Raw genomic sequence first — 25,765 nt, 5'->3', positions numbered from 1 at the left:
CCGCGGGGCGCCGCCTCCAGACGAGGTAGGACTACTTCTTGAGGTCGAACCGATCGTTCTCGGCGACCTTGACCCACGCCTTGACGAAATCGTTGACGAACTTCTCTTTGTTGTCGTCCTGGGCGTACACCTCAGCCAGTGCCCGCAGCACCGAATTGGAGCCGAACACCAGGTCGTTGGCGGTGGCCGTCCACTTCGGCTGACCCGTCGCACGGTCCACACCCTCGTAGACGTTCTCGCCGGTCTCCGCCGACTTCCACTTCGTCCCCATGTCCAGCAGGTTGACGAAGAAATCGTTGGACAGCACACCGGGATTGTCGGTGAACACGCCGTGCTTGCTGCCGCCGTGGTTGGCGCCGATGGCGCGCAGGCCACCGATCAGCACGGTCAGCTCCGGAGCGGTCAGGTCCAGGAAGTACGCCTTGTCGATCAGCAGCTGCTCCAGTGGGGCCTTCTCGCCCGCCTTCGCGAAGCTACGGAAGCCGTCGGCCTGCGGTTCCAGCACCGCAAACGACTCCACGTCGGTTTCTTCCTGGGTGGCATCGGTGCGACCCGGGTTGAACGGCACGGTGATGTCGAACCCGCCGTCCTTGGCGGCCTTCTCGACAGCGGCGTTGCCTGCGATGACGATCAGGTCGGCCAGGGAGACAGTCGTGCCGGACTCCTGCTGGATCTTCTCCAGCACCGGCAGCACCTTGGCCAGCTCGGAGGGCTCGTTGACCTCCCAGTTCTTCTGCGGCTCCAACCGCAGCCGGGCACCGTTGGCGCCACCGCGCTTGTCGGTGCCGCGGAAGCTCGAAGCCGAGGCCCACGCGGTCTTGACCAGCTGCTGTACTGACAGACCGGACTCGAGGACCTTGGCCTTGAGCGTTGCCACGTCGGCGTCCGAGATCAGCTCGCCTTCGACCGCCGGTACCGGGTCCTGCCACAGCTGCGGCTCGGCCACCCAGGGGCCGAGGTAGCGGCTGATCGGACCCAGATCGCGGTGCAGCAGCTTGTACCAGGCCTTGGCGAAGGCCTCGTCCATCTCCTCGGGATGGTCGAGCCAGCGCCGGGTGATCTCGCCGTAGATGGGATCGACACGCATCGAGACATCCGTGACGAGCATGGTGGGCTTACGCGGCGGGCCGCCGAACGGATCGGGAATGGTGGCCTCGGCGTCCTTGGCCTCGAACTGCCAGGCGCCCGCGGGGCTCTTGGTCAGTTCCCACTCGTTGCCGTAGAGGATCTCCAGGTACCGGTTGCTCCATTCGCTGTTGGTGCCGGTCCAGATCACCTCGAGGCCGCTGGTCACGGTGTCGTTGGCGTTGCCGGAACCGAACGGGCACTTCCAGCCCAGGCCCTGCTGCTCGATCGGTGCGCCCTCGGGCTCCGGGCCGACGTTGACGTCGGCTGCACCGTGCGTCTTGCCGAGGGTGTGGCCACCGACGATCAGTGCCGCGGTCTCCTCGTCGTTCATCGCCATCCGGCCGAACGTCTCGCGGATGTCGTGCGCGGCGGCCAGCGGATCCGGCTTACCCTCCGGGCCTTCGGGATTGACGTAGATCAGGCCCATCGTGGTGGCGCCGAACGGCTCGGCAAGGGTGCGATCGGAGTCGTTGGTGCCGCCGTAGCGCTTGTCGGTGCCCAACCAGGTGTCTTCCTGGCCGAACAGGATCTCTTCGGGCTCGTAGATGTCCTCGCGACCGAATGCGAAGCCGGCGGTCTTGAACCCGGACTGCTCGAGCGCGGCGTTGCCGGCGTAGGCGATGAGGTCGGCCCAGGAGATCTTGTTGCCGTACTTCCGCTTGATCGGCCACAGCAGCCGGCGCGCCTTGTCGAGGTTGGCGTTGTCCGGCCAGCTGTTCAACGGCGCGAAGCGCTGTGCGCCCTGACCGGCACCGCCGCGGCCGTCGAAGATGCGGTAGGTGCCGGCGGCGTGCCAGCTCATCCGGATGAACAGACCGGCGTAGTTGCCGTAGTCAGCGGGCCACCAGTCCTGCGAGGTCCGGATGACGTTGATGACGTCGGCCTTGAACGCCTCGACGTCCAGCTTGGCGAATTCCGCGGCGTAGTCGAAGGCCTCACCGAACGGGTTGCCCTTCGATGACTGCTTGTGCAGCACCGAGACGTCGACCTGCTCGGGCCACCAGTCCTTGTTGGTCAGCGGGGCGTGCGCCTTGGGTGTGGGCGAGTCGATGATCGGGTTCTCGGACTCGCTGTGGCTGCTGGTCTCGGCATCCGAGTGCGGAGGGCGCGCATCGGAGGTATCAGAGGACACGAGATTCCTTTCAGGGCTGCGATCACGTGGATGTGATCAGGAACTTCGAACTGGTGAAACAGGTGCTGCACAGTCGGGGCACAAGCCCCAGTAGATGACCTCGGCTTCGTCGATGGCGAAGCCCTCCAGAAGACCTTGGTCATCTGAGGCGGTAAGGCACGGCGCATCCCCGACGGCGCAGTCGACGTCGGCGATGACCCCGCACGAGCGGCACACCACGTGATGGTGGTTGTCATTGACCCGGGACTCGTAGCGGGCCACGGAACCGGAGGGCTGGATCCTGCGTACCAGTCCCGCTGCGGTCAGGGCGTTGAGTACGTCGTACACGGCCTGCCTGGACACCTCGGGAAGTGATGCGCGTACGGAGCCGAAGATCGACTCGGTATCAGCATGCGGGTGCGCATTCACCGCCTCGAGCACCGCGACCCGGGGCCGGGTCACCCGGAGGTCAGCTGTCCTCAGCTGCTCCGCGTAATCCGTCTTCGGGCTCACATCCGCCACTATGCCCCCCTTTTCTGGAATGAGTCAAGACTTGTCGCGGACAAAATCGGGAATGCCTGTGGTAGCCACTCCTGGTCACGGCTGTAACCAGTACGATCCGGCAATGGCGAAACTCGAGTTGTCGCGTGAGCTGACGTTGAGCCCGGATGAAGCATGGGAGCACGCCTCAGATCTGCGTTCACTGGGCGACTGGCTGGTGATGCACGAGGGGTGGCGCAGCGAGATCCCTGATGAAATCGGGGTCGGCACAACGATAGTCGGGGTCGCCGGCGCCAAGGGCATGCGAAACAGGGTGACCTGGACGGTGAAGAAGTTCGAACCTCCGCAGTTGCTGGAGGTCGAAGGCAAAGGCGTCGGTGGCACCAAGTACGGTCTGACGATGAAGGTGTCGCCCACCACATCGGGGTGCGCCTTCGCGGTGACCATCAATCTCGGCGGCCCACCGCTGTTCGGTCCCATCGGCTCCGTGGCAGCGCGCGCCGTCAAAGGCGATATCGACCGGTCGATCCAGGAATTCGAGAAGCGCTACGCCTGAGCAGAAGGCGCGCTGTGCCGCGTGATGGCGGCGCAATGATTCGCCAGCACGCGAGCGTAGGGCGCCACCGCCGCCAGCGGTTCGTGACCGACATCGGAGTAGATCTCCAGCAGGTACCTGCGGTGCTCTCCGGCAGCCACTCCCAGTACGCCGCGATAGCCCATCTCGGCGAGCAAGGCCAACTCGGTGGGATCGCCACCGTCACCGTCCGCGGCGGCCAGATACGGCTCACCGGTGGCGATGGCCCGCGCCGTCGACGGGAAATCGGACAGCGGGTACACCGTTCCGCGCGCCGGGGTCAGCACCCGTAAGCCGGACGCGCCGTCCCGGGAGCTGCGCACACCCCGCAGCGACCACACCCCCGTGCCGTCTTCGGTGGTCAGCGAGATCGACCAGGCCGCAGCGTCAATGGCGTTGCAGATCTGCACCGCGGCCACCTCCAAGGCGTCCGCGATGTCGGTGGGCCGACGCTGGTCGAGCGCCCGGACAGCATGGGGGAGAAGATGTGCCAAACGATGCGACACCGGTGTGTCGCCCGCTCTTCGGCCAACGTCGTTGTGCGCCTCGACCGGTTCCGCCGAACCGTTTCGGAGCCGGCCGGGGCCCAGCCTCTTGGCGTCGAGCAACGCCGCATCAGCGAGGTTGACCAGCGCCGGTCCGGTGCTGGTATGCGGCTCGAACACCGCCACGCCCCAACTCAGCGAGACCTGGCCTGCGGTCCGCTCGCCGATCAACCGGCTGGCCGCGCGGGCGAAGCGTTCTGCGTCGGGCCCCGTGGCGCTCGGCAACACGGTGCAGAACTCGTCACCGCCGAGTCGTGCCACCAGCGAACCTGTTGTCGTAGCGGCGATTTCGCTCAGCGCATCGGCGACCTGGCGAAGCAGGAGGTCACCGGCGGGATGTCCTCGCCGATCGTTGATCTCCTTGAAAGAATCGAGATCGCACAGCAGGACCGCCGGCTGTGCGGCGTCGATGTCGAGATTCCCGAAATAGTCGTCGAGCCCGCGGCGGTTGGCCAAACCGGTCAGCGGATCCTCGAAGGCCTGGCGCCACACGGCGCTGAACAGCTGCGAGCGCCCGACCGCAACCGCCATGTGGGCGGCGATCGCCTGGAGGACCTGTATGTCATCGGGCCCGAAACGCCTGCCGTCGGTGCCGGTGACCCACAGCTCACCCCACATGATGTCGTTGTACATCACCGGTACGGCGAGTTCACTCTCCTTCTCGACCCGAGGCAGCAGTGACGATGGATCGGGCGGCAGGTCGTCGATCGAATTGACGTAGGGGTGGCCCTGCCGCAGCAGCCGCATGACTCGACGGTCGTCGTCGACCGGATAGGTCTCATCCTCCGGCCATCGTTCTTCCCCGGGCCCCAGATCGCCGGCGTTGATCAATGTGCGCAGGACATCCTCCGCGCGTTCCCACCGACTGATCGACACCGATGCGGCGTCCAGGGCGGTCAAGGTGTGAAAGGCGATGGCCTCCAGAACCTCATCGAAATACCGAGCGCACAACACCGCCTGGGACATGTGCAGGAGCGCTCGGAGCACATGAACCTGGTCGGTGTCTGCCGCGTCCAGCAGATCGGCCAACGTCGGTGTCACAGTGGGATCGAGGGCGCCGGGGAAGGCGGCGGTGTCGGTGAGGTCCCGACGGCGCAACCGCGACATCTCCGTCATCTCCACCCCGCGTACCCGGCCTGCACTTTCTTTGCTCGACTGTACGGACTGTTGCCGGGAGCGTGTCGTGCACTTCGTGATGATTCTGGGTTCTCGGCGGGGTCGGTATGAGTATGGACCGGACACCGAAGACCCTGACCGAGGCGCTGAAGCCCATTCTCGGGCAGTGGCGCCAGACCGCGCGGATCGGCGACCGAACGATGCTCGTCGCGCTCACGTCGTTCCAGCCGCTGGGACAGGGCGGCCTCGTCATGCAGCGGACCGATCCGCCGACGCACCTGGCCCCGGAATGGTCCGGTGCCGCACCACGCTGGGTGGAGGCGGTACTTGGTCGAGACGACCACTCCGGCGAATTCACCATGCTCTACACCGACTCCCGCGGCGTCGGCCGCCGGTATTCGATGGACTTCGACGGCCGGCGCTGGACTTTGGCTGCCCGGGCGGGAGCCGACTTTCATCAACGGTTCGAGGCCACGTTCGGCGGTGACGGGGACACCATCGTCGGACGCTGGGACGCCTCGCCGGACGGCCGCAGCTGGTCGACGGATTTCGACATCGTCTACCGGCGGACCCCGTTGACGGGTGCGGCAGCTTAACCTTGCGGAGTGAATCGCGCAGAGAGGGTCGGCACTCTCGACGCACGGTTGCGGCGACGCATGCTGACCGGATATCTGGCGCTGCTGTGCTTCATGTACACGCTCGGAATCGTCCAGTCCTACCTGATCGACACACCCCGCACCGATGCTCGCGGCGAAGTCCTGGCCGTCGGACTGTGCGTGCTGGGGTTGTTGTGCTGCATTCCCGCCGATTCCCGCCCGTGGCAGTACGTCGTCGCACTGACCTGTGGATGCACGGCTCCGTCGGTGGCGCTGTTGTTCCACCAACAGCTGACCGCCCAGACCTGGGCGGTGGTGCCACTGGTTTGCGCCGCCGTCCTCGTGCGCACCTGGCACCGCCCAGCGGTGGCACGCACCGGGGCGGTGGTCATCTGGCTGGGTGCGATGGTGGGGCTGCTGGCCGCGCCGGCACCCGTACCGCCACTGTGGTTGATCCTGTTCGGGGCTTCCATCCTGGGTGGGGCCGAGGTGTTCGGCATGGCGAATTCGGCGCTTCTGAATGCGGCGCTGCGCGATCCGCTGACCTCGGTGTGGAACCGCGCCGGCGTCGACGGGCAGGCCAAACGCTTGCTGGCACAAGCCAGGCGGCGCGCAGAATCGGTGGCCGTGGTCGTCTTGGATTTCGACGACTTCAAACGGGTCAACGACCGCGACGGACACGCTGCCGGCGACGCCGCGCTGGGCGATTTCTCCCACCTCGTGCTGAGCCGGCTGCCGAAGTCCGCGGTGTTCGGCAGGCTCGGCGGTGACGAATTCGTGGTCATCCTCCCCGGCTGCGAGGAACCGGCGGCCCGGGAGTTGGCGGCGCGGCTCGTCGACGGGCATCTGGTGGACGTGTCCTACGGGGTGGCGGCCGGCCATCCCGACGCCGAGTCACTGGCCGGGCTCTTCGACGCCGCCGACGCAGACCTGTATCAGCGCAAGCGGAGCCGCAAGGATCAGACCGGCCAGACCTCCCGCCGGTAGGACGCGTCGAAGAACATCCACTCGTAGCGTGCGGTGGTCGTGAAGTGCATCCGGGCCCGGGTTTCCACCCCGGGATCGAGGTCGGCCCCCACCCTGTCGACGAGTTCGAGGACTTCGTTGACGCTGGCGGCAAATTCCTCACCGGCGTAGGTGTCGATCCAGCGCTGGAACCGCGGATCCGGGGACCCCTGCTGCACCAGGTGCTTGCCGACCTCGGCGTAGATCCAGTAGCAGGGCACGATCGCGGCCAGCCCCTCGGCGAACGTCCCCGAATAGGTGGTCGCCAGCAGATAACTCGTGTAGGCGACGGTGGTGGGGGTCACCGGCGTTGCGGCGATGGTGGCCGGATCCAGCCCCAGTTCCGGCAGCAGGCTGGCGTGTAGCGCCAGTTCGTCCTCCACCACACCGGCGGCGTGTTTGGCGAACATCGCGGTATCGGCCAGTGTCGGGCAGGTGGCACCCAGCAGCGCCAACGTGCGGGCGTAGTCGCGCAGGTAGTGCACATCCTGTGCGACGTAGTGGGCGAAGACATCTTCTTCCAGCGTGCCGTCGGTGAGACCGGTGATGAACGGATGGCGGATGATGGCGTCGAAGATCGATGTGGTTTCCCGCCACAGTTGCGCTGACCAGTTGTCCCCGCTCGGTACTGTCACCGAAGACACTGTACTGCACCGCGATCCGACGCCCCGTGCTGATGTGAAAGCCCCACGCTGGCAAGCATTTCCGTTACAGTGCCAGTGTGAGGCCCGAACCGCCGACGGCGCGATCGCATCCGGTGCGTTGGCCGTCACTGCAGAGCAGGCTTGCGCTCTCCGGTGAATGGTTCGGCGACAACGATTTTCGTCGGGTGGCGCAGTGGTTGTCGGCGGAGTTCGATCGCGTGGACGACGCCGAGTTCGCGCGTACGTTCAGCGCTGAAGTTTCGCTGCCCGGCGGCATCCGATTCTACGGCCGCGATATCACCACGGTGCACGCCGCACGCGCCGTCATGCGGGCGGCCGACCCCGATCGCACCGGGCCAGGTGTTGTGGATCGACGGCTACGAGATCACCGAAAACGTGATCTCCACTACGCGCGGCGGTTACGGATATGCCGCCTCGGCGCGGGCGCACCGGGCGCAGCACCGGGTCGGCGATCGGCAAGCCTTGCTGGTGGGAACCATCGACCGGCTCGACGCCGCCTCGCGGGCAACGGCCCGGCACGTAGGTCGTGCCGTGGTTCTGGAAGCGGTGTTCCTCCGGTTGCGCCACACGGTGTCGGCAGAATGAAGGCATGGTGACCGCGACCTCATCGCATGCGCTGCTGGGGGCGGCGCTCTCCCCGGAGAACCGGACCGATCCGTATCCGCACTATCGCGCGCTGCGTGAGTGCGGGCCGATTCGGCTGCCCGAGGTGAATCTCTCGGTCTTCTCGTCGTTCGCGGACTGTGATGCCGCCCTTCGTCATCCGGCTTCGGCCAGCGACCGGCTCAAGTCGACGCTGGCGCAACGGCAGATCGCCGCCGGCGAGTCGCCCCGGCCGTTCGGGTTGGCCGGTCTGGTGGATCGGCGGCGGGCGCCGGCGTTCCTGTTCCTCGATCCACCGGACCACACGCGGCTGCGCACGCTGGTCAGCAAGGCGTTCGTGCCCAAGGTGATCAATGAACTGGCCCCCGACATCACGGCACTCGTCGGGCGCCTGCTCGACGCCGCCGAAGAACGCGGCCACTTCGACGCCATCGCCGATCTGGCGTATCCGCTGGCCGTGGGGGTGATCTGCAAGCTGCTGGGGGTCCCCGTGGAAGACGAGCCGCAGTTCGGCCGGGCCTCTACGTTGTTGGGGCAGACGGTGGATCCGTTCCTGGCCGCCACCGGTGCCGTACCAGAGGGATTCGACGAACGCATCGAGGCGGGGAAGTGGTTGCGTCGTTACTTCCGGGACCTCATCGCCGCCAGGCGGGGCGATCCGGGTGACGACCTGATCTCGGCGCTCATCGCCGTGGAACAAACCGGTGACCAGCTCACCGAGGACGAGATCATCTCGACCTGCAACCTACTGTTGATCGCCGGGCACGAATCCACGGTCAGTCTGATCGCCCACGCGGTCCTGGCGATGCTGCAGCATCCGCAGCAGTGGGCGGCACTGGGCGCCGATGCTCGCCGGGCGCCCAGGGTGATCGAAGAGACGCTGCGATACGAGGCGCCGGCACAGCTGTTGGGCCGTATTGCCGCTGAGGACATCGTGATCGGGAAGACGCAGGTGCCCCAGGGCGACACCATGATCCTGCTGCTGGCGGCGGCGCATCGTGATCCGGCCGCCAACGACGACCCGGAACGGTTCGACCCCGACCGAAACACCCCCCGCCACCTGGCATTCGGGCGGGGCACACATTTCTGTCTGGGTGCGCCGCTGGTGCGGCTGGAAGCATCGGCGGCGTTGACGGCGGTGACGGCCCGGTTCCCGAACGCGCGGCTCGGGGGCGATCCGCGTTACAAACCCAACGTGACTCTGCGCGGTCTGGCCGAGTTGCCGGTGCTCATCTAGAGCGACTCGATCAGCACCGCGTCGCCGACCCGGATGGTCCCGGACGTCATGAGACGGCACACGGAGCCACCCCGGCGTCGCAATGCGGCCGCGGCGCCGGGACCGATTCCGTCGTCGAGGAGGCGGCAGGGCGCCGACAGCCGGACCACCTCCAGCTCCACGTCGCCGATTCGCAGTCGGGTTCCCGGCTTGGTGGGGATCTCACCGGCATCGACGGTGATGTTGCGGCGCGTCGCGCCCGCATCGAACGGGTGCCCCAGGTCCTGCGCGGCGGCGTCGAGCAGCTCCTGCGACTGGATGGTGACATGACGATGCCGGGTTCCGTGGTATCGATCGCCGACCAGGCCTTTGCCCGCCTCGGCGGCGACGGCCTCGACCGAGCGGGTGGGCAGCTGCCTGCCCTTGGCGATGTGTATCGAGAGCACCTGCACGATCCCAGGGTAGGGGGACGGCTTGCCGTCGGTCCTACAGTAACGCCGTTGGAAACCCCCTACACTGACCCTCGTGGCCATCGTGTTCGGTTTCGCCCCCTGGATCGTCTACTGGGTTCTCGTCGGCAACGTGCCGCCTGCCGTCGCCGCCCTCATCGCCCTGGTGGCGGCCGTGGCCGCCACCGCTGTCGGCCGGTACCAGAACGCGCCCGGGCGTTCACTCGAAATCGGTGCTGTCGCAACATTCTTGGTGGTGACCATCCTGGCGGTGGCGCTCAGCGAGCCCGTGTGGCAGCAGTGGTCGCTGGCTGTCAGCTTCGTCGGGATCCTGGCGACCACCCTGGCGGGCGTCGCGTTGGGAGAGCCGTTCGTCCGGGAGTTCGCGGCGGCGGGCCAGCCGGCGCACGTCGTGGAGGCGGCGTCCTTCCTGCGCACCACTGCGACGCTGACCTGGATCTGGGTGGGTGCCTTCGCGGTCATGACAGTGTCGGCGGCCATCCCGCCGATCAGCGGCGCCGAAGGTGCACTGGCCTACACCTGTTACTGGGTGATCCCGATGGTGGTGCTGGTGGCGGCGGTCTTCGCGACCCGCATCCAGCCGGAACGCCTGGCCGAAGCGGCCAGTGACGTACGGCGCAAGACCACGTTCGTGGCCTACAGCGAAGCCGCCATCGACGAGCTGTACTACCTGGCCGGCGAACACGTGAACAAAGAGGTGGGCGCGGGGGAGGAGGCCTACGACGTCAAGGTGGGCGGGTCGGGGCTGCCGCTGGTGGGCGACGACTCACGCCAGTCCTGGCCGGCCACCTACAAAGTGCGGCAGCGACGCAGGTAGCGCCACCTGCCTGAGACACTGCACCGTCGCCTTGGCAGACTAGGCGCATGGCACAGATAACTCTGCGAGGAAACCCCATCAACACGGTCGGTGAACTGCCCGCGGTCGGCGCGGCGGCACCTTCCTTCAGCCTGACCGGAACCGATCTCGGAGCGGTCTCCAGTGACCAGTTCCAGGGCAAGCCCGTGCTGCTGAACATCTTTCCGTCGGTGGACACCCCCGTGTGCGCGGCCAGTGTGCGGACGTTCAACGAGCGTGCCGCCGCCAGTGGCGTGTCTGTGCTCTGCGTGTCGAAGGATCTGCCGTTCGCGCAGAAGCGATTCTGCGGCGCAGAGGACATCGAGAACGTCACCACCGCCTCGGCGTTCCGCGACAGCTTCGGTGAGGACTACGGCATCACCATCACCGACGGTCCCATGGCGGGGCTGTTGGGTCGCGCCGTCGTGGTGATCGGCGCGGACGGCACGGTGGCCTACACCGAACTGGTGCCCGAGATCGGTCAGGAACCCGATTACGAGGCCGCGCTGGCCGCTCTCTCCTGATCCCCGGTCCCTTTCGAAACCCGTCTCCGGCAGTAACCGTTCGGTCACGGTACGGCATCTCATTGATGTTGTGCCATGCGCGAATTGGAGCTGGAGGCGGGTTTCGCTGTACAAGTAGTGGCAGGGTAGTGCGCCACCAGCATGGGGCGGACTCGGGTCAGGAAGAAAAGGGTGAAATGGGCAGGCGGGTCTTCGCTGTCGTGTGCAGCCTGGCGGTGTTGGTGACGTCGGTTGGTCTCGGGTTCGGTCTGGGGGCGGGCATCGCCGCGGCCGATCCGTTCGGACGGACCGACGCGCAGCTGCAGGCCATCAACGTGGTGATCTCCCGTGCGCTGTCAGCGCGTGGTGTTCCCTTCACCTACGGCGGCGGTAACGCCGACGGACCCACCCGCGGCGAACCGCGCCCGGCTGCCGTCGTCACCGACGCCGCGGCGCCCGTGGTGTCGGTGCCTCCCGCCCTCGGCGGCCTTACCCTCGCCCCGGTCGCCACACCGGCGCCGGCGGTGCTGCCTGACCCCGCCGCAAACGTCGTGGGCTTCGACGCCTCGGGCCTGATCGTCTACGCATTCGGCGGTGTCGGAGTCAAGATGCCGCGGTCCTCCGGCGAGCAGTACCAGGCCGTGCGCAAGGTTGCTCCGGCCCAGGCGTTGCCGGGCGACCTGTTGTTCTACGGGCCCGACGGCACCCAGAGCGTGGCCTTGTTCATCGGCAACGGTCAGATGGTCGAGGTCGGCGACAAGGGCGTGGCGGTGTCACCGGTGCGCACCACGGACATGACGCCGTACCTGGGTCGCGTCATCGGGTGAGCTGAATCGGGTTCTGGGCCCGGAGCCGCTATGCTCTGGCTCGCGAAAGGGCCTGCGACACGGTGCAGGATTCACACGTTTGCAGCCACTGACCCAGAACCCAGCAGCGCCGGCCGACACCCGGCGGATCCGCCATGATCTCGACGGTCTGCGCGGTGTCGCGATCGCCTTGGTGGTGGTCTTCCACGTCTGGTTCGGCCGCGTGTCCGGCGGGGTCGACGTCTTCCTCGTACTGTCGGGCTTCTTCTTCGGCGGACGGTTGTTGCGGCTCGCCGGCGAAGGTGGGCGACTGTCGCTGCCGAAGGAGATCCGCCGGCTGGCGCGACGCCTGCTGCCCGCGCTGGCTGTCGTGCTGGCCGGGTGCGCCGCGCTCACGGTGCTGATCCAGCCGCAAACCCGCTGGGAGACATTCGCCGAACAGACGCTGGCCAGCCTCGGGTACTTCCAGAACTGGCAGCTCGCCGACACGGCCAGCGACTATCTGAGGGCCGGGGAGTCGGTCAGTCCGCTGCAGCATCTGTGGTCGATGTCGGTGCAGGGGCAGTTCTTCCTGGCGATGCTGCTGTTCGTGGCTGTGGTGCCGTGGCGGCGCCTCGTCATCACCGTCGTGGGCCTCGCTGCACTGGCCTCGTTCGTCTACGCCAACTTCGCCCATGTCGCCGATCAGGCCAGCGCGTACTACGACACGTTCGCGCGGGCGTGGGAGCCGCTGGCCGGGGTGCTGGCCGCCGCGGTGGTCAGCGGTATCCGCTGGCCCTCCTGGCTGCGGGTCAGTGCCGCGGCAGTGGGTGTGCTCGCCATCCTGTCCTGCGGGGTGCTGATCGACGGGGTGCGTGAATACCCCGCACGCTGGGCCCTGGTGCCGGTGGGCGCGACGCTGCTGATCATCTTCGCCGGCGGCGGCGTGGCCGGGGACACCCGGCAGCCCTGGCCGATGCGATGGCTGAGCCTTCCGGCGGTGGTCACCCTCGGTTCGCTGGCCTATGCGCTGTATCTGTGGCACTGGCCTCTGTTGATCTTCTGGCTGGCCCACACCGACCGGGAGTCCGCGGGACTGCTGGACGGGGCAGCGGTCATAGCGGTGTCGCTGGCCGCGGCCTGGCTGACGTTGCGGGCCGTCGAGCAACCGCTGCGCGAGACCAGCTCGCGGCCGGCACCGGTGCACGCGCAGCCGACGGCGAGCCGGAATCGATGGACGGTCCTGGTGGCCTCGGTGGTGGCCGTGGCCACCGTGGCGCTGGTTGCCACCTCGATGGGCTGGCGCCACCATGTCGAGGTGGTGCGAGCCGGCGGCAGCGAGCTGACCACTCTGCCGATCCGTGACTATCCCGGCGCGCGGGCCCTGGTCGATGCCGCCCGCGTCGCGAAGCTGCCGATGCGTCCGTCGGTACTGGAAGCCCGCGAGGACCAGCCGGTCACCAGCACCGACGGGTGTATCGCTGATTTCCTCAGCACCGAACTGGTGACCTGTGATTACGGTGATCGCACCGCCCGCCGGACCATCGCGCTGGCCGGCGGATCACATTCGGAGCACTGGATCACCGCACTCGACGAGCTGGGCCTTCGGCATTCCTTCCGGGTGAAGACGTATCTGAAGATGGGTTGTCCGCTGACCACTGCCGAGGTGCCGATCATCGCCGGGTCACTGGAGCCCTACCCGGAGTGCCGCACGTGGATCGACGAGGCGATGGACAGCATGATCGCCGACCGCCCCGATTTTGTCTTCACCACGACCACGCGGCCGTACACCGATGCCCCGGGGGACTTCGTTCCCGACAATTACCTGGGTATCTGGGATCGGTTCGCCGAACACCAGATCGCGATCCTCGGTCTGCGGGACACGCCCTGGATGTTCCGCGACGGTGCGCTGTTCTCGCCGCCGGACTGCCTGGCCAGCGGCGGCGATCCCGACAGTTGCGGTCTGCCTCGCAGCGAGGCACTCAACGACCGCAACCCCGCCCTGGATTACGACGACCGCTATCCGCTGCTGACGCTGTTGGATCTCAGCGACGCGGTGTGCAGTGCCGAGGTGTGCCGGGCCGTGGAGGGCAACGTGCTGGTCTACCACGACGAGCATCACCTCTCGGCGACCTATGTCCGATCGATGACCGACGAGCTGGCCCGGCAGCTCTCGGCGGCGACGGGCTGGTGGTGAGCAGACGTGAAACACCCCCGCCACCAGAGGGGGCGGGGGTGTCACCTGAGAAGGTGGATCAGCGGATGCCGACCACTTCCTGAGCGATCGCGGCGATACGCGTCTGCGCGGCCGAGACCACACGAGAGCGTTCCTTGTGCGACTCCTCGTAGGCGACGATCACGCGGATATCGGACGGATCGGTGAGTTCCTTGACCGCCGCGATGGCGTCGGTCTGATTGAGCTCGTCGTAATCGGCGATCGGCAGCTCGCTCGGGTCGACCACACCGGCGTTGGCACGCACCCGGTGCAGGGCGTCGGCGGCGTCGCCTGCGCCTTCACCGCGGGTGGTCTTCTCGGCGCTGAGCAGAGCGGCGTCACGGGCGGCGACGGCGGCCTTGCCAGCGACCTCACCGGCGTGGGCGCCACGGCTGAGCAGGTTCTCGATGGCCGGGCGGGTGGAGCGCAGCGCTTCCAGCGCACGGTCGACACCGCGGTAGGACCAGGTGACCGGCAGATTCGCCAGCTTGACCGCGACACCGGCGGCTGCCTGGACGGGGGTGCGCCGCAGGGCGGCCGGACCGCCGAGAGCGTCCTCGACGAGCACGGTCGTCAACCACTCGACGGTGGCGGTGTGGGCGGTGATGAGACGGTCGGCCAGTGCTGCGACCTCAGGCTCCTTCGCGGCCACCGCGAGTGCCTTGATGTAGCGCGAGCGGTCCAGCAGCTGATCCTCGAGAGCGAGATCGCCGAGCAGCGCCTCGTCGAACGGCTCGGCCTGCTCGGTCAGCGCCTTGACGGCTGCGGCCGCGCGGCCCAGGAAGGGCCCGACGACGTCAGGGAAGCCGCCCAGGTCCCGGATGGCCTTCTCGATGGCCTCGGCCCGGATCCGGCCGTTCTCGGCGTTCTGTTGCAGCTCCGTCCGCACGGCATCGGTGCGGGCCTGCGCGACGCGGGTCTCGGCGACCTGGATCTCGGTGTGGGTCAGATCCAGCACGGTGCGGAGCTGAGCGAGCAGTGTGGTCTTGTCTGTGGTGGTCATCTCTGGGAATACACCCCTTCAACATTGATTGTTCATGGGTTTCTTGGGAAAGCACCACGGTGATATCGGTGAGTGTCACCAGGGCGTGTTGTGTGGCTACCCGGGTCGGGCCAAGCGATAACACGTTTCAGGAGACTGTGAGTCTTGTCCGACTGACGCATATCCGGGCCCATAGCGGGTACGGGACATTTCCTGCCTGGTCAGGATCGTGCTGAGTTTTTGTCTCGCCGGTTCGAAGTCGCGTTTGTACCGTCGCCAAACGTGACATCTCCCGTTTCTTCACGCCATCCCCTCTCCCGGCGGCGTGCCCTGCAGTTGTTCGGCCTCGCCGGCGGCGCTGCACTGATAGCACCCTCTCTGGTGGCGTGCGGATCCTCCGGCGAAGGCGGCGCGCTGGCCGGAAATGCCCCGCTGTCAGGCAAATTCGACGGTGTGACGCTCAAGCTGCTGGTCAACCAGCCGCACGTCACCTCGTTCCGGGACGTGCTGGCACCGGCGTGGAACAAGGAGACCGGCGGCACTCTCGAGGTCACTGCCGCCCCCTACGATCAGCTGACCAGCAAACAGATTCTCGACGTGCAAAGCGGCACAGGCGAATTCGATGTATTCGACTATTTCTACTTCGGTCTGGGTGACCTGGTGGACGCCGGCGCCCTGGTGGATCTGACCGAGTGGATCGACAGCAACAAAGACGGCATCGGAGTCGACGGTTACCTGCCGTCGATCTACGACCCGTACACACTGCTGGACGACAAGCGTTACGGACTGCCCTACGACGGGGACGTCCACATCCTGTTCTACAACGCCGAACTGTTCGACCGGTACAAAGTCGAACCGCCGACCACCTGGGATGAATACGACGAGGTGGCAGCCAAGATCACCACCGACGCCCGCGGCGCCGCCTATGGCGCCATCGTGTCGGGACAACAGGTTCCGATGATCCTGGGCTGCTCCTACATCAACCGGCTGACCGGCTACGGAGGCAATCTGCTCGACGCCGACGGGAAGCCGCAGCTGACCTCGGATGCCTCCATCGCGGCGCTGCAACACCTGGTCGACGTGGCCCCGGTCGCCTTGCCCACACCGTTGCAGGTGGGCTTCGACCAGGCGAACCAGGCGTTCCTCTCCGGCCAGGGGGCGTTGCTGGACACCTGGACCGATATGGCATTGCGGGCCGAGGATCCCACCGCCTCGAAGATCGCCGGCCGCTGGGGCGCGGTGTCCTTGCCGGTCGGCGGCAGCAACACCACGCCGCGTACCGCCTTGGACGCCGGGTTCGGGCTCGGCATCTCCACGTCGTCGAAGAACCAGGACGCCGCCGCGGCCTTCCTCAACTGGGCCACCGCCACCCCGCAGAATTTGGCGGTGTCGTCGACGGCCGGGGCGGGCATCGACCCGGTGCGCGGTGAGGTGCTGAACTCCGAGGGTTACGCCAAGGTGGTGACCGCGGCCGTGGAGCCGATCCGCGAGGGGCTGAACGGTGATCCGCTGGTGTGGCCCAAGCAGGCCGGGGCGCCGAAACTGTTGCAGGACCTGGTGGATCAGCTGGCGCTGGCCATCGCCGGGACCCAGACCGTGGACCAGTCGCTGGAGAACGCGCAGAAGAGCTGGGAGAGCGCCGCGACATGACGCGACGTGTCCCGCTCTGGCTGGCACTGCCCGCCATCGCAGGACTGGTGTTGTTCCTGGTGTACCCGACGGGTTACCTGATTGCGCTGGCACTGACCGATTCTTCGCTGGCGCATCCGCTGCGGGCGTTCAGCGGCCCCGACAACTTCCAGACCGCGTTCGCCGCACCGGCTTTCACCCCGTCGCTGTGGAAATCGACCGTGTTCGCCGTCGTGGCGACCGTGGCCACCACCGGGTTGGGTCTGATTGTGGCGCTGCTGCTGCGGGCCCGCGGCACCCGGTTCGGGATCGTCGGCGCACTGCTGTTGCTGCCGTTGGTGACGGCGCCGGTCCTCATCGGTGTCGCGTGGAAGTTGTTGTTGGCACCGGTGGGCGGTGGCCTGGCCGACGTGTTCTCCGCAGTGGGGCTCGGTGGCTTCAACCCCCTGGGATCCGGTGCGGGCGCGTTCGTCGTGCTCCTCGCCATCCACATCTGGCAGTGGGTCCCGTTCGCGGTGCTGATCCTGTTCGCCGCGCTCGGAGTGGTGCAACCCGAGCTGCTGGAGTCGGCCCGCATCGACGGCGCCGGGTGGTGGCGCACGTTCACCACGGTGACCTGGCCGGCGATCGCGCCGACCGCCTGGGCGGTGGCGGTGCTGAAGCTGGTCATCGGCTACAAGGTGTTCGACCTGATCGTCGTGATCACCGCCGGCGGGCCGGGTTTCGCGACCACCTTGACTCCTTTCGTGATCTACCAGACCGGGCTGCGCGGAAGTTTCGACATGGGCGCCGCCGCGGCTCAGACCCTGGTGTTCGCGGTGGTGGTCGGTGCGGTGGCCACCGCGTTGACCGCGGCGCGGGCACGTGTGGTGCAAGGAGAGCATCGGTGAACCGGCGAGTGCTGGTGTGGGCGGCGCTGGTGGCCGTCACCGTGGTGGCGTTGATACCGATCGGCTATCTGGTGTCGCTGGCGGTGCGGCCGCCGTCGGACGTGCTGAACTCCAGCCTGTTCCCGACGTCGTGGACATTCGCGAACTTCGGTTCGGTGTTCGACACCATCGAGTTGGGCACGATGCTGCAGAACTCCTGGATCGCGGCCGTCGGCGCCGCACTGCTGGCCGTCGTGATCGCCGCGCCGGCAGCGTATTTCACCGCACGCCGGTTCCGGGGTGAGCGGTTGCTGACCGCGCTGCTGGCCAGCTACTGCGCGCCCCCCATCGTGGCGATCATTCCGCTGTTCTTCCTGCTGCGTGATGTCGGGCTGACCAACAACGTCGGCGGGCTGATCGTCGTGAACGGCATCGCCAATGTGCCGGTGGCGGCCTGGTTGCTCGACGGGTTCGTGCGTCGGATACCCATCGAGATCGATGAGGCGGCTGTGATCGACGGTCTGTCGGTGGCCGGCGCGTTCCGCAAAGCCATTCTGCCGCTGCTGTGGCCCGGCATCGTGGCGGCGCTGCTGGTGGTGTTCTTCCTGAGCTACAACGATTTCCTGTTCGCGGTGTATCTGGCGGTGACGAAGGAGAGTCAGACGTTGACGGTCGGTCTGTCGCTGTTCCAAGGCGATCGCAATGTGCAATTCGGCCAGCAGGCCGCCGCCGGACTGCTCGGGATCATCCCGGTCTACGTCCTGGCGTTGACGGCGCAGCGGTACCTGGTCGGCGGGCTGTCAGTGGGAGCGACGAAATGACCACCGTCGAACTGGAGGGCATCAGCAAGGCATTCGGCGGGAACACCGTTGTCGATGACCTCAACCTGCATCTGGCCAACGGGTCGCTGACCGTCCTGGTGGGCCCGTCCGGGTGCGGGAAGTCGACCACGTTGCGGATCGCCGCCGGCCTGGAGTCGGCCGATCAGGGCGCGGTGCGTATCGACGGCCGCGATGTCACCTCGGCAGCCCCGCGGGACCGTGACGTGGCGATGGTGTTCCAGAACTACGCGCTCTATCCGCAGTTGACCGTGGCGGGCAACATCGCGTTTCCGCTGCGCAACGCGGGAGTCGCCAAGGATGAGACAGCGCAACGGGTTCGGCAGGCCGCCGAGCGGGTGGGCATCGCGGCCCTGCTGGACCGCAAACCGCGTCAGCTCTCCGGCGGTCAGCAACAGCGTGTCGCGATCGCCCGGGCCCTGGTGCGCACGCCGTCGCTGTTCCTGTTCGACGAGCCGCTGAGCAACCTCGATGCCAAGCTGCGGGTGGAACTGCGCTCCGAGATCCGCAGGCTGCAACAGGAACTGGGCATCACCGCGCTTTACGTCACCCACGATCAGGAGGAGGCGATGACCATCGCCGATCAACTGGTGGTGCTGGACTCCGGTCGCATCGCGCAGCGCGGTACGCCGGAGGAGTTGTACAGCCGGCCCGCGAACACCTTTGTCGCCGGCTTCATCGGCTCGCCGAGCGCCAATCTGCTCGCCGGCAGCGCCCAGGACGGGGTCTTCACCTCCGAGGGTGTGGTGTGGCCGACCACCGCCTCCGGTGATGTCACCATCGGTGTGCGACCCGAGGATCTGCTGGTCGAACCGGCCGGCGCCGACAATGCCGACGGCACAGTCGAACTCGTCGAGCTCCTCGGCCCGCGTTACGTCGTGATCGTGAAGGTGGGCGCCCGTCGTCTCACCGCCGTCATCGAAGCCGCGACGATCGCCTCATGGCCCACTGCGTTGACACCAGGCACGGCCGTAGACGTGCGGGTGCGGCCAGGCCGGGCGCACGTGTTCACCACAGCCTCGGGAGACCGGGTGGCCTGAACCTCAGAAGGGTGGTTCGCCGTCGTTGGGTTTTTGCGTCGGTGGGGGTGGGCGCCAGTCGGCGCTGATGTGTTCGTCTTCGTCAGGATCGTTGACCCAGGTGCACCAGGGACTGGTCGACGGTGCGCCTTTGAACCAGAAGAGTTTGAACCGCATCTCGTTGCGCCACTGACGGTCAGCGATCTCTTTGGCACGGCCCTGATTGACCCGCCGGATCTCGGCATTCGCCGCGCGTTTGGCCGCCGCCCCGGCCCGCGCCGCCGCCGTACGTCTGGCTTTGTCCCGGCGGGGATCCCGCGGCCGGGGCCACGGCTTCGGCGCACCCGCCGCAGCGATGTCCTCGAACAACTCCGCCCCATCCGGAGTCGAGCGATAACTGCGCCCCGTCGGCGACGTCCACTCAATCGTCCCGTCCGCCAATTGCGTGGTGGTCCAACCACAGTCACCGGTCAGGAACGTCTTCAACCGGTGATGCTGCCGGCATTTCGGATCGAGGTTCGCGCTCATCGTCCACCCACCCCGCAACGGATGATCATGGTCAAAGGCGATGCTGTGATCCAGATCCGCGGTCCAGGCGGGCCGATTGCAGAACGGAAAGGAACACGTCAAGGACCGGCAGCGTACCCACCGATTCGTGGCAGCCGAGGGACGGTGCCGCAGCAGCACCGAGGTGCCGTCACCGGTCACAGTCGGGGTGTCGGGGTCGGCGACCTCGCGCAGCACCGTGGCGGGCTGAGCGGCCAGCTCACGGACCTGGTCGGCGTCGACAACGCCGTAACCCTCCAGGAAGCCGGGCTCGTCACCGTCGCCGGTCACGGTGGCCGCCGGGGCGATCACATTGATCACAAACCGCACCCCCGCCCCCGCAGCAGCGGCAGCGTCGGGTTTCGGGGCCGCGCAGTCGTCGCGCCCACACGCACACGCCAACACGAAGCTGCCCGCACCGATCGCGTCGAGGGCATCAACACGACGCTGCACCGGAGTGCGCGGATCCGCCGCGCACACCAGGGCGGCCATGTGATCGAGGCGGGCCTCGACGCGGGCCACCGCCGGCGCCGACGCATAGACCCGGACTTCGCCCATCCCGTTGGGCAGGGATTTCACACTCACCCGGCGGTCGGTGTCGGCGCTCACCCGGCGTTCCTTGGCGCCGTCGGGGTCCAGGTCCAGGATCGCCCGATCGACCGCCCCCAGCAGCCGGGTGCGTGACCAGCACTGCCAGGTGGCGATCTTCGCGGCGAGGTTGCGATCCAGATCCTTGATCGCCGCAGCAGTGACGTTGGCGGTGCGATTCAAGATGACTGTCGTCGATTCCCAGTCCAGCCGCCCCGAGGCCAGCAGGCCATAGGTCTGCGGCATCCGTTCATCGAGGGCTTCGGCGTACCCGACGAGCCGGGTGGCCACCGCCGGCGGCACTCCCAACACCGGACCCACCTCAGCGGCGGTGCGCACGCAGCCGGTGACCAATGCACACCCCGGGTCACCGTCAGGCTCCGCCAGGGCCTGATCAAGGGCTTCGGCGGTGCGCTGCGCCAACAACGGGGCGATCGCGGCCATCCGATGCGCCCACACCGCCGACTCATCGAGGCGGGAGCACTCCACCTCATTGAGTAACGCAGACGCATCGAATGTCTCGAACATGTGTTCGATTATGTCACAGTTGACTGACAACTCGGTGGGTGCCGAACGCATGCCGCAGTCAGGCTGTCGTCGTGCCGATCGACCAGGCGTACGGCGGCGGTGTGCCATTGACGTCGTAGGCGCCCAGCACGCGGGCCTTGAACAGCCGCGGGTTGTGCGAGGCGACCGTGCGGGCGTTGCGCCAGTGCCGGTCCAGGGCGCGCGCCGTCGAGGTCGCTGACGCGCCCAGGGCGTCGAACAGATCCGAGGCCGAGTCCAGCACCAGCTTGGACACCGCGATCTGTGCGGCGGTGGCCTCCAGCTCAGCGCGCTCGGTGGCGTCCTGCAGTTCGGCCTCGGTGGCGTCGGCCGCCGCGTCGAGCGCCTTGGCCGCGCTCACCGCCAGGCTCTCGGCCGCGTAGGCGGCCGCCGAGAGCTGCCCGACCAGACCGAGAACCTGCGGGTCATCGCGAACCCGGGAGGCGTTGGCGTGGGAGTAGTTCCGGGTGCGCGCCTGCACCTCGGCCACCACGTCACGATGGACAGCGCGGGCGATTCCGGCGAGGGTGGCAATCAGATTCACCTGGTAGAGCGCCGTCTGATACGGGTGCCGGTCGGCGAACGGCAGCACGTCGTCGGATTCGACGCGCGCATCGTGGAACTCTGTGGTGCCGCTGCCGGTGCCGCGCTGGCCGAAGCCGTCCCAGTCATCGTGCACGGTCACGCCCGGCTGGCGGGTGTCCACCAGCGCCACCACGTGGGTGGTGTCCACGCGTGCGTACACATCGGCCCATTCAGCGAAAATCGTTCCGGTGGTGTAGAACTTGCGCCCGTTGAGCAGGTAGTGATCTCCGGCCGGCTGCAGCGTCGTCTCCACGTCGCCGATCGCCGTCGACCCCGTTTCCGTCCACGCGTTGCCCGCGACCTCACCCGCGACGAAGCGTTCGAACCACCGGCGCTGATCATGTCCGCGCCGGTGCCGGAACAGCGTGTCCTCGACAAAGGTGAAGTGCCCGCGCAGCGCCTGGGTGAGGTTGGCGTCCGCGGCGGCGAGGTCGATCCAGATCGGGATGATCTCGGCCCATGCGAGCCCCCGGCCGCCGAACTCCACCGGCACCCGCAACGCACCCACACCCGCCCGCTTCAGCGTGGCCAGCACATCGGCCGGCAACTCGCGGGTGAGTTCGCGGTGCACCACATCGCCGACCGTCTCCGAGATGATCGCGGCCCATTCCGCACGCACATTGTCGGTCACGGCCGTCATTCAATCAGCGCGTGCACCACCGGCCCCGGTTAAGTTCGCGCAGAGTACAACTCGCCGGAATCCGGGCCGTCACCCTTAGGCTCTCCGCTCATGTCGCGTACACCCTGGACTGCACCGTTGGATGAGGCCGAAACCGCCCACTGGGACGCGGTGGCCGCCGAGGTGGGGCGCACCCTCGGGCAGGACGCCCTGGCCAGGGACCGCGCCAACCAAGAGCCCACCGCAGAACTGAAACTGCTCAAGGAATCCGGGCTGGCCAACTTGCTGATCCCGGCGCAATACGGCGGCGGGGGAGGGCACTGGTCCAGCGCGTTGCGCGCCGTTCGCATCCTGGCCCGCACCGACGCGTCCATCGCCCAGATCCTGAGTTACCACTACTGCAACCACGCCAGCATCGTCTTTTTCGGTGAGCCGTCCCGCTGGGAGCACTGGTTCACCGCCTCGGCCGACGGCAACTGGCTGTGGGGTGACTCGGTGAATCCCGTCGACCCCGATCTGACACTCACCGCCGTCGACGGCGGCTACCGCCTCAACGGAACCAAACGTTTCTCCACGGGCGCCTCGACCGGTGACGTGACGTTGGTGATGGCGCTCGAGACCGACAGGGTGCTCGCCTCCGTCCTCGAGCACGACCGCACCAGCGTCGACTACCTCGGCGACTGGGATGCGCTGGGGCAGCGGCTGTCCGCGAGCGGCAGCGTGCGTTTCACCGATGTCCTCGTCACCGCCGAGGACATCCTCGGCGAGGTCGCCGACGAGCCGTACTCCACTCTGGTGACTCCCGGCGTGCAGCTCGGTTTCGCGAACCTCTACCTCGGGATCGCCGAGGGCGCGCTGCAACGGGCGCGGGAGCTGACCCTGGCCCGCCGCGGTGCCTGGCTGCTCAGCGATGTCGAGCATTACTCCCGAGATCCGTTCGTGCAGCGGGTTTTCGGTGAACTCCTGGCCAAGACCGCCGCCGCCGAAGCGCTGACCGACCGCTGGAATCATCGGTTCGACCAGGTGATCGCTCGCGGGGAGCAGGTCACTGCCGCCGACCGCGCCGAGGTCGAGATCGGGATCGCCCACGCGAAAGTGGTGACCACCGAGACCGCTTTGGAGGTGGCGCACCGGGTGTTCGAGGTCACCGGCTCCAGCTCAGCGAAGTCCGAGGTGGGCCTGGACCTGTTCTGGCGCAACATCCGGACGCATTCGTTGCACGATCCGGTCGACTACAAGAAGCTCGAAATCGGTGCGCACTACCTGACCGGCGACGTCCAGCCGATCACGCTCTACACCTGACTCCCGGAGTCAGAGCTGCCCGTGGCGCGGCGGCCTGGTCCCTGACAGCGTGTAGCGGCCGATGTGTTGCAGCTTCCAGCGGCTCGGGTCGTGCAGCGTGTGGGTGCGGGCATCACGCCAGTAGCGGGACAGGTTCGCGCTGCCCGAGGCGCTGCGGGTGCCACCGAGGTCGAACAGCACCGACGTCGCCTCCAGAGATGCCCGCACCGCGGCCACTTTGGCCACCGCCACGGCGATCGACGCAGCGGCACTGGTGTCCTCGTCGAGATCGGCGCGGGCGGCATCCACCTGGCGCGCGGCCTCGGCAAGCAAGGCCTGCGCACCGCGGACCGTGACGGTCAGCTCGCCGGCGATGTTGACCACGGTGGGATCCTCGGCCGAGGAGGGCACCTTGGCCTCGAAGTGCGGCCGGGCCTTGGCGGCCTGCCGGACACCCTCCTCCAGGGCGCCGGTGGCGATGCCGACATCCATTGCGGCATGCAGTAATTGGGCGTGGGCCCCGTACACCGTGGGCTGCGAGAAGATGGGGGAGAACGGGACCACGTGTGCTGCGGGAACCTGGACCTCGTCCAGGGTCACCGTGCCGGAAGCGGTGGTCCGCTGCCCCATGCCGTCCCAGTCGTCCACGATCTCCAGACCGTCGACGTCGCGGGGTACGAACGCGATCGCTTTCGGCGTCGACGACGTGGGCACCTCACCGCTTCCATCGGACAGTGACGCCCGGACGATCACCCAGTCGGCGAAAAGTGCTCCGGTGGAATAGAACTTGCGGCCGCTGAGCACATAGTCGCCACCGGGCTGCTGCACCAGGGTGGTGGTGTCGACATCGATGGGATGCGGGCCACGCTCGGACTGCGCATTGGCAAACAGCGCACCCTCGCGCACCAGGCCGTAGAAGAACGCTTTCTGCTCGTCGGTGCCCTGTGAGCGCAGCGCTTCCAGGAACGTGTAGTGCGAGTGCGGAATCTGGGCCAGCGACCCGTCGGCGTGCCCGATCAGCCGGAACACCTCGGCCACCACCGCGGCCGGTGCGTCGAGCCCGCCGTACTCGGCGGGCACCGACAACGCCAGCAATCCGGAGTCTTTGAGGGCCTTGACCTGGTCATGCGGCAGCAGCCGGTCGGCATCGCGCGCCGCAGCCTCGGCGGCGAAGGACTCTGACAGCTCCGCCGCGACGCGCAGGGCGTCGGTGGCCGATGCGATGGTCACCGCGACCCGACGAACGGTATGGAGGCCGGGGCGGCGCCGCCACCTTCGCCCTCGAAGAGGCCACGCTCACGCAGGATCGGCACCACGCCTTCGCCGAACCAGTACAGCTCCTCCAGGTGCGGGTAGCCGGAGAAGATGAACTCGTCGATCCCGATCTCGGCGTACTCGGCAATCCGGTCGGCCACGTCGGTGTGACTGCCCACCAGCGCGGTGCCCGCACCGCCACGGACCAGGCCCACCCCGGCCCACAGGTTCGGGGCGATTTCCAGGCTGCGGGCGTCGTTCCAGGTGCCGTTGGCGCGGTTGGCTTCGTGCAGCGCCAGCATCCGCTTCTGGCCTTCGGACTGGCTGCGCGCCAAGCCTTCCTGGGTCTTGCGGACCGTTTCCTCGTCCAGGGCGTCCAGCAGCCGGCCCGCCTGTGTCCACGCCTCGTCGGCATGATCGCGCGAGATGGTGTGCAAACGGATGCCGAAACGCACGGTGCGACCCTCGTCGGCGGCCAGCTTGCGGATCCACTCGATCTTCTGCTGGACGGCTTCCGGCGGCTCACCCCAGGTCAGGTAGACGTCGGAGTGTTTGGCCGCCACCGGGCCCGCAGCGGCCGAGCTGCCGCCGAAGTACAGCGGCGGCACCGGATTCGGCGGCAAAGCCAGCGCGGCTTCGTCGACGCTGATGTACTTGCCGTCCTTGGTGACGGTCTCGCCGGCCCAGAGCCGCCGCACGACGTCGAGGAATTCGTCGCAGCGCTCGTAGCGGGCGTCCTTGTCCAGGTAGTCACCGAAGGACCGCTGCTCGTGGGCTTCGCCGCCGACGACGACGTTGAGCAGGATGCGGCCGGGGGCGTGGCGGGCGAAGGTGGCGGCCATCTGCGCCGACAGGGTGGGGCTCACCAGGCCGGGGCGGAAGGCCACCAGGAAGGCCAGCGACGTCGTCTCCCGCGCCAGCAGGGCCGCCGTCACGAAGGCGTCCTCACACCAGGCGCCGGTGGGGATCAACGCCCCGGTGAAGCCGAACGACTCCGCACTGCGCACGATGTTGGCCAGGTAGTCGATCGACGCGTCGCGGTCGCTGTGCGCGGTACCTGCGGGCAGACCGTGGCCGCCGCCGACGATGAGCCGGCTGTCGCCGTAGGTGGGCAGGAACCAGTGCAGTTTCACAGACATG

The 25,765-nt window shown here is 67.5% G+C and carries 24 protein-coding genes; 14 read left to right on the top strand and 10 right to left on the bottom strand.

All coding sequences use genetic code 11. The features are described from left to right. Positions 1-31: 31 nt before the first annotated feature. Positions 32-2,260, bottom strand: coding sequence for a catalase/peroxidase HPI (katG, locus tag NL241_RS18430; RefSeq protein ID WP_494394654.1), 2,229 nt, complete (start codon positions 2,258-2,260; stop codon positions 32-34). Positions 2,261-2,296: 36 nt separating this feature from the next. Beyond that, on the bottom strand, positions 2,297-2,752 hold the full coding sequence (locus NL241_RS18425) for a Fur family transcriptional regulator (RefSeq protein ID WP_487695509.1): 456 nt from the start codon (positions 2,750-2,752) through the stop codon (positions 2,297-2,299). A gap of 112 nt (positions 2,753-2,864) precedes the next feature. On the opposite strand from NL241_RS18425, the gene NL241_RS18420 reads away from it, so the two are divergent. Further along, positions 2,865-3,296 carry a type II toxin-antitoxin system Rv0910 family toxin gene (locus tag NL241_RS18420; RefSeq protein WP_487695511.1) on the top strand — a complete coding sequence of 144 codons (432 nt, stop codon included), beginning with the start codon at positions 2,865-2,867 and terminating at the stop codon, positions 3,294-3,296. On the opposite strand, the gene NL241_RS18415 is transcribed toward NL241_RS18420, so the two are convergent. Next, on the bottom strand, positions 3,287-4,975 hold the full coding sequence (locus tag NL241_RS18415; protein ID WP_487695513.1) for a GGDEF domain-containing protein: 1,689 nt from the start codon (positions 4,973-4,975) through the stop codon (positions 3,287-3,289). The genes NL241_RS18420 and NL241_RS18415 overlap by 10 nt on opposite strands. A gap of 107 nt (positions 4,976-5,082) precedes the next feature. On the opposite strand from NL241_RS18415, the gene NL241_RS18410 reads away from it, so the two are divergent. Together NL241_RS18410 and NL241_RS18405 are read left to right on the top strand one after the other, a co-directional pair. Continuing rightward, complete coding sequence (locus tag NL241_RS18410) at positions 5,083-5,571, top strand: hypothetical protein (RefSeq protein WP_494394653.1); 489 nt, start codon at positions 5,083-5,085, stop codon at positions 5,569-5,571. Between the two features lie 9 nt (positions 5,572-5,580). Next, complete coding sequence (locus tag NL241_RS18405; RefSeq protein ID WP_494394652.1) at positions 5,581-6,558, top strand: GGDEF domain-containing protein; 978 nt, start codon at positions 5,581-5,583, stop codon at positions 6,556-6,558. Here NL241_RS18405 and tenA read toward each other — a convergent pair. Continuing rightward, complete coding sequence (tenA, locus tag NL241_RS18400) at positions 6,531-7,211, bottom strand: thiaminase II (protein ID WP_487695518.1); 681 nt, start codon at positions 7,209-7,211, stop codon at positions 6,531-6,533. The genes NL241_RS18405 and tenA overlap by 28 nt on opposite strands. 372 nt (positions 7,212-7,583) lie before the next feature. Between tenA and NL241_RS18395 the strand changes: the two genes are divergently transcribed. Beyond that, complete coding sequence (locus tag NL241_RS18395; protein ID WP_494394651.1) at positions 7,584-7,826, top strand: hypothetical protein; 243 nt, start codon at positions 7,584-7,586, stop codon at positions 7,824-7,826. 4 nt (positions 7,827-7,830) lie between these two features. Further along, the gene (locus NL241_RS18390; RefSeq protein ID WP_487695521.1) at positions 7,831-9,081 is read left to right on the top strand and encodes a cytochrome P450; all 1,251 of its coding nucleotides are present in this window, start codon (positions 7,831-7,833) and stop codon (positions 9,079-9,081) included. Here the strand turns inward: NL241_RS18390 and NL241_RS18385 are convergent. Further along, complete coding sequence (locus NL241_RS18385) at positions 9,078-9,512, bottom strand: MOSC domain-containing protein (protein WP_494394650.1); 435 nt, start codon at positions 9,510-9,512, stop codon at positions 9,078-9,080. The two genes, NL241_RS18390 and NL241_RS18385, sit on opposite strands and share 4 nt — an antisense overlap. A 73-nt stretch (positions 9,513-9,585) precedes the next feature. Between NL241_RS18385 and NL241_RS18380 the strand changes: the two genes are divergently transcribed. The 4 genes from NL241_RS18380 (at position 9,586) to NL241_RS18365 (ending at position 13,850) form a co-directional block, all read left to right on the top strand. After that, positions 9,586-10,347 (top strand): hypothetical protein, encoded by a 762-nt coding sequence (locus NL241_RS18380; RefSeq protein WP_494394649.1) that lies wholly within the window; start codon positions 9,586-9,588, stop codon positions 10,345-10,347. 47 nt (positions 10,348-10,394) lie between these two features. Continuing rightward, a complete protein-coding gene (gene tpx, locus NL241_RS18375; RefSeq protein WP_487695525.1) occupies positions 10,395-10,889 on the top strand; it encodes a thiol peroxidase in 495 nt (164 codons plus the stop codon). Between the two features lie 176 nt (positions 10,890-11,065). After that, a complete protein-coding gene (gene ripD / locus NL241_RS18370; RefSeq protein ID WP_487695527.1) occupies positions 11,066-11,695 on the top strand; it encodes an NlpC/P60 family peptidoglycan-binding protein RipD in 630 nt (209 codons plus the stop codon). A gap of 79 nt (positions 11,696-11,774) precedes the next feature. Continuing rightward, positions 11,775-13,850, top strand: a complete 2,076-nt coding sequence (locus tag NL241_RS18365; protein ID WP_494394648.1) for an acyltransferase family protein — start codon at positions 11,775-11,777, stop codon at positions 13,848-13,850. A 58-nt stretch (positions 13,851-13,908) separates the two neighbouring features. Here the strand turns inward: NL241_RS18365 and NL241_RS18360 are convergent, their stop codons facing one another. After that, a complete protein-coding gene (locus NL241_RS18360) occupies positions 13,909-14,871 on the bottom strand; it encodes a ferritin-like domain-containing protein (protein ID WP_487695530.1) in 963 nt (320 codons plus the stop codon). Positions 14,872-15,132: 261 nt separating this feature from the next. Between NL241_RS18360 and NL241_RS18355 the strand changes: the two genes are divergently transcribed. The 4 genes from NL241_RS18355 to NL241_RS18340 are packed head-to-tail and all read left to right on the top strand — an operon-like array spanning position 15,133 to position 19,227. Next, positions 15,133-16,500 carry an ABC transporter substrate-binding protein gene (locus tag NL241_RS18355; protein ID WP_487695532.1) on the top strand — a complete coding sequence of 456 codons (1,368 nt, stop codon included), beginning with the start codon at positions 15,133-15,135 and terminating at the stop codon, positions 16,498-16,500. Beyond that, positions 16,497-17,369, top strand: a complete 873-nt coding sequence (locus tag NL241_RS18350) for a carbohydrate ABC transporter permease (protein WP_494394647.1) — start codon at positions 16,497-16,499, stop codon at positions 17,367-17,369. Before NL241_RS18355 ends, NL241_RS18350 begins: the two co-directional genes overlap by 4 nt. Then, positions 17,366-18,169 (top strand): carbohydrate ABC transporter permease, encoded by an 804-nt coding sequence (locus tag NL241_RS18345; protein WP_494394646.1) that lies wholly within the window; start codon positions 17,366-17,368, stop codon positions 18,167-18,169. Before NL241_RS18350 ends, NL241_RS18345 begins: the two co-directional genes overlap by 4 nt. Next, on the top strand, positions 18,166-19,227 hold the full coding sequence (locus NL241_RS18340; protein WP_494394645.1) for an ABC transporter ATP-binding protein: 1,062 nt from the start codon (positions 18,166-18,168) through the stop codon (positions 19,225-19,227). Before NL241_RS18345 ends, NL241_RS18340 begins: the two co-directional genes overlap by 4 nt. 3 nt (positions 19,228-19,230) lie before the next feature. Here NL241_RS18340 and NL241_RS18335 read toward each other — a convergent pair whose 3' ends face one another. After that, positions 19,231-20,868, bottom strand: coding sequence for a DUF222 domain-containing protein (locus tag NL241_RS18335; protein ID WP_494394644.1), 1,638 nt, complete (start codon positions 20,866-20,868; stop codon positions 19,231-19,233). A gap of 58 nt (positions 20,869-20,926) precedes the next feature. Further along, positions 20,927-22,102, bottom strand: a complete 1,176-nt coding sequence (locus NL241_RS18330) for an acyl-CoA dehydrogenase family protein (RefSeq protein WP_494394643.1) — start codon at positions 22,100-22,102, stop codon at positions 20,927-20,929. A gap of 99 nt (positions 22,103-22,201) precedes the next feature. Here NL241_RS18330 and NL241_RS18325 point away from each other — a divergent pair, with 99 nt between their 5' ends. After that, positions 22,202-23,392, top strand: a complete 1,191-nt coding sequence (locus tag NL241_RS18325) for an acyl-CoA dehydrogenase family protein (protein WP_494394642.1) — start codon at positions 22,202-22,204, stop codon at positions 23,390-23,392. Between the two features lie 9 nt (positions 23,393-23,401). On the opposite strand, the gene NL241_RS18320 is transcribed toward NL241_RS18325, so the two are convergent. Both NL241_RS18320 and NL241_RS18315 read right to left on the bottom strand, forming a co-directional pair. Next, positions 23,402-24,601 carry an SfnB family sulfur acquisition oxidoreductase gene (locus tag NL241_RS18320; protein ID WP_494394641.1) on the bottom strand — a complete coding sequence of 400 codons (1,200 nt, stop codon included), beginning with the start codon at positions 24,599-24,601 and terminating at the stop codon, positions 23,402-23,404. Continuing rightward, positions 24,598-25,764 carry an LLM class flavin-dependent oxidoreductase gene (locus NL241_RS18315; RefSeq protein WP_487695545.1) on the bottom strand — a complete coding sequence of 389 codons (1,167 nt, stop codon included), beginning with the start codon at positions 25,762-25,764 and terminating at the stop codon, positions 24,598-24,600. Before NL241_RS18315 ends, NL241_RS18320 begins: the two co-directional genes overlap by 4 nt. Position 25,765: the final 1 nt, after the last annotated feature.

The organism is Mycolicibacterium sp. SMGY-1XX, assembly GCF_059132455.1.
The sequence above is the reverse complement of the archived record's forward strand: the minus strand, read 5'-3'. Positions and strand labels throughout refer to the sequence as shown.